This is a genomic window from Frankia sp. CgKIO3 (assembly GCF_977946435.1).
This window is the reverse complement of record NZ_CDWTMO010000241.1, coordinates 1-3,799: the sequence shown is the minus strand read 5'-3', so window position 1 is coordinate 3,799 and position 3,799 is coordinate 1. Positions and strand designations below refer to the sequence as shown.

The 3,799-nt window shown below is 73.9% G+C and carries 3 protein-coding genes; all 3 read right to left on the bottom strand.

Annotated features, from left to right (window positions below; genetic code table 11):
- Positions 1-1,764 (bottom strand): DUF7846 domain-containing protein (locus AC08OJ_RS18760; RefSeq protein WP_476596432.1); only part of this gene is annotated, 1,764 nt, incomplete at its 3' end.
- 314 nt (positions 1,765-2,078) lie between these two features.
- Complete coding sequence (locus AC08OJ_RS18755; RefSeq protein ID WP_476596431.1) at positions 2,079-3,149, bottom strand: small ribosomal subunit Rsm22 family protein; 1,071 nt, start codon at positions 3,147-3,149, stop codon at positions 2,079-2,081.
- Between the two features lie 160 nt (positions 3,150-3,309).
- Positions 3,310-3,799, bottom strand: a 490-nt coding sequence (locus AC08OJ_RS18750; protein WP_476596430.1) for a thioesterase II family protein, incomplete at its 5' end; no start/stop codon positions are given.

The window sequence follows — 3,799 nt, the reverse complement described above, 5'->3', positions numbered from 1 at the left end:
AGCACCGCCAGCACCACCGGGATCGCGCGCCGTCACCTGGACGCGGACGCGGTTGCCGGCGACTTGGCGCAGCGCGGTAAAGAACCCGCAGTAGCTCGCGGGCGCGGCCGGGTCGACGATCTCGTCGGGACGCAGCCGGTAGACCGCCCGACCCGGCATCCGGTCGGGCAGGGTGGCCGTGCCGGCACCGATGTCGGCGGCGTACACCACCGGCCCGGCGAGGTCCGGGGTGTTCCGCAGCATCTGGTACGGCACCTGGGTGTAACGGCTCGGGACGCCGGGCGTCACGACGACCACCGCCGGGCCCGGGTAGCGGTCCGGCAGCAGGGCGTCGAGGAACGCGTTGCGGTCGTTCACCCATCGCTGGCCGGCGACCTTGTCCGGGATCGCGTCCACGGTGAGGAGGATCAGGCCCGCGGCGGCGAGGACCACGAGGACGGGTCCGCGCAGACCTGATCTACGCAGAACGGGTCCGCGCGGGACGGGTCGCCGTGGGACGGTCCGGGCCGGCGGGGAGCCGGTGCCGGGCCACGGGGCGAACCACCGTTCGCTCATGGACCACACCCGGCGGGCGCCGTCGGCGGCAAGAATCATGATCGGGGCGAACGCGGCCAGATGGTAGTGCGGGCCGAGTCCGTTGAGCAGGCCCGGCATCGCGAACGCCGAACCCCACCAGAAGAAGTAGCCGCCACCGACGGCGGCGACGATGACGACCAGCAGGACGCGCTCGGGACGGCGGTGCGCCCGCAGCGCGCCGACGATCGCGAGCACGAAGACCGCGACGCCCCCGAACACCCAACTCGGGGCCGCCGCGACGGTACCGTGCAGGGCCTCGAAGGCGAGCCGGCGGGTAAACAGGAACGTCGGCTCCGACGGCAGGATGCGACGCGGCCCGAAACCGAAGCGGTCCAGCGGATCGGAGGCCGACAGCGGCGCCCGGAGCGCAGAACCGGTCACCCGCCAGCAGTACGCCAGGAGCACGACAACGAACGGCGCCAAGCCGGCGAGTGCCCAGGCGGTCCGGTGCGCCACCGCACGCACGAACCGGCCACTCGCGGACCGCCACAGCCGCGCCAGCACGAACACCACGACGGGAACGGCGACGATCACCGCGTCGAAGGGCCGCAGGAGCAGGACGAATCCCAGGCCTGCCCCGCCACCGATGAGCGACAGCCGCGCCCCGGTCCGGCCGCCACGCAGCAGCGCCGCGCACGCCAGGGTCAGCGTTGCGGCTCCGCACGCGTAGGCGAGGGGCAACGAGGTGTGCACCAGGGCGAGCGGGGACAGCGCGACGAACACCGCCGCTGTGACCGCGGTGACCGCGTCGTCGAAGAGCTCGCGGGCCAGCCGGTACGTCCCGGCCACCCAGCCGGCCGCCACCAGGGCCGGGGCGACGGCCATGGTGGCGAACAACGCCTGGGACGCGGCGAGCAGCGCCGGCCACCCGGGCAGGTACTTGGTGAACACCCGCCCGTCGTGCTCCCCGGTCAGCCAGGGCCGGAAGAACGGCTCGACGGTGTTCGCGTCCAGGGTGAGGCGGCCATCGAGCAGCATGCGCGCCTGCAGGACGTAGGCCGCCTCGTCCGCGTCACCCGAGCCGTGCCGGTACAGCGTCGCCTGCAGGACCAGGCTGACGACAAACGAGCACCCGCAGATGGCCGCGACGATCAGCGCCGGCGTGCGGCCCGACCGGCGGCGGGCGCGGCGGCGGGCCGGTACCGCGGGCGGTGCCGGCTCCGGTACCAACCCCGGCTCCGGTACCACCGCCAAGTCCGGTACCGTCCCCGGTTCCCGCGCCGATGCCCCCGACGACGCGGACGTCCGGATATCGGTGCTCATGCGCAGTGAATGGCCGGCGGGGACCGCCATGCCGAGCCGGTCATGTCCATCCGCCCGCCCTCCGCCCCCGCCGTCCGTCTGACGGACCGGCCTCGACGCGCACCGGCACGACATAACAGACATAAGAGTAGACAGCCGGTAACCGACCACGACTGCCGGGTACCAGGTCAAAGGGTTCCCGTCGCCGGGTTCAGGTCACCGGATTCAGGTCACCGGCGGGTCCCGCCGGTAACGGCGGGTCAGCGCGGCCCGATGCCGGGCGGGACGGCGTCACCCCAGGAGGCCCGCCGGGCCCAGCGGTAGGCCTTCTTCTCACTGCGGGAAACGACCACGTCACCCTGCCGCGGCGCCTCGCAGACCGTCAGCCGGACGTGGCCCGAGCGCGCGCAGCACCCGGCCAGCGGCGTGCGCGGGCGGCGCGACGCGACGCGACGCGACGCGACGAGGTAGGAGTACTTCTCGTCCTCGTACCCGAGCGCACCGTCCTTCATCGCCCGGTGCAGCGCGCTGCGCTCGACCCGCCGGCCGAAGTGGCACCAGTCCCCCGCCGTCATCGGGCAGTCGTCGTCGGCGGGGCAGGGCGCGGTGATGGTCGCGCCGGTCTCGACGAGCGCCGAGCGCGCGGCGTGGATCCGCGCGAAGCCGGCCGGGGTTCCCGCGTCGATGACGACCAGCTCCGCCGCGGTGGCCCGCCACCACGCGGCCACGGCTGCGGCCCGGTCGCCGTCGGCGAGCTCGCCGAGCACATAGGCCGCCACCGTCAGGTCGGCCCGGTCCGCGCCGTCGCCGGGCGGGGTGAGCACGGACGTGCGCTGCCAGGTCGCCGTGCCCAAGGCCGGCGCGCCACCACGGCGGGCCAGCCGGCGACCGACGTCGATCATCAGCGCGGACCGCTCGACCAGGACGGCCCGGGTCACGCCGGGGAAGACCGCCAGCGCGGCCCAGGTCGCCGTCCCGGGACCCGCGCCCAGGTCGAGGACGGACCCGGGCCGCCAGTCCGGGCGGCGCAGCGCCACCTCACCGAGAACCGCGCGGGTGACCGCCAGCGTCGCGGGCAGGCGGGCGGCGAGGTAGGCCCGGATGTGATCCGCCGTCAGCTCACCGTCGCCCGGTGTGGCGGCGTTCGCGCGATACCGGTCGGACAACTCCCGGTAGGCGCGGGACATCGCCCGCGACGGCGGGGTCCCCGCGGACGCGCCGGTCTCGGCCGCGACCGCGGCGAGCAGGCCGGCCACCGCACCCTCGTCTCCCTCGTCTCCCTCGTCTCCCTCGTGCCCCTCGTATCCCTTGCGTCCCGACCCGTACCGCACGGTCGAAGCGTAGCCGCGGTGCCACGGCCCCGAACGAAATACGCTGACGCGGATCCCGCCCGGGGTGCCGCCGGTGCCCGTGGCGGGGGTCACGTCCAGGTCGACACGTCCAGGTCGACAACGTTGACCGACGAGCCGGCCGGCGGGGCAGGCCGACGGGTCAGAGCGAGGGACCCGCGGTGGCCGCGGGAACCAGTCCGGCCGAGACGGTGTCGATGACGGCGGCCTGCTGGTCCGACAGGTAGAAATGACCACCGGGAAAGACCTTCAGCGTGAACGCGCCGGTCGTGTGCGCCCGCCATTGTTCGGCCTCGGCCACGGTGGCCTTGGCGTCGGAATCCCCGACCAGCGCGGTAATCGCCGTGCCGATCACCGCGTCCGAAGGGGCGGAATACGTTCCGATCGCCCGGTAGTCCGCCCGGGTGGGCGGCAGGATCAGCTCCAGCATTTCGGGATCGGCGAGGATGCGCGGGTCGGTTCCACCAAGCGCGTGGATTTCCCGTAGGAAACCCTCGTCGTCCAGGAGATGCACGGATTCGGCGCGGGAGGTCGACGGGGCTCTACGGCCGGAGGCGAACAGCACGAACGGCACCGGGCCGCCCGCCGCCTCCAACCGGCGGGTCACCTCAAAGGCGACGGTCGACCCCATA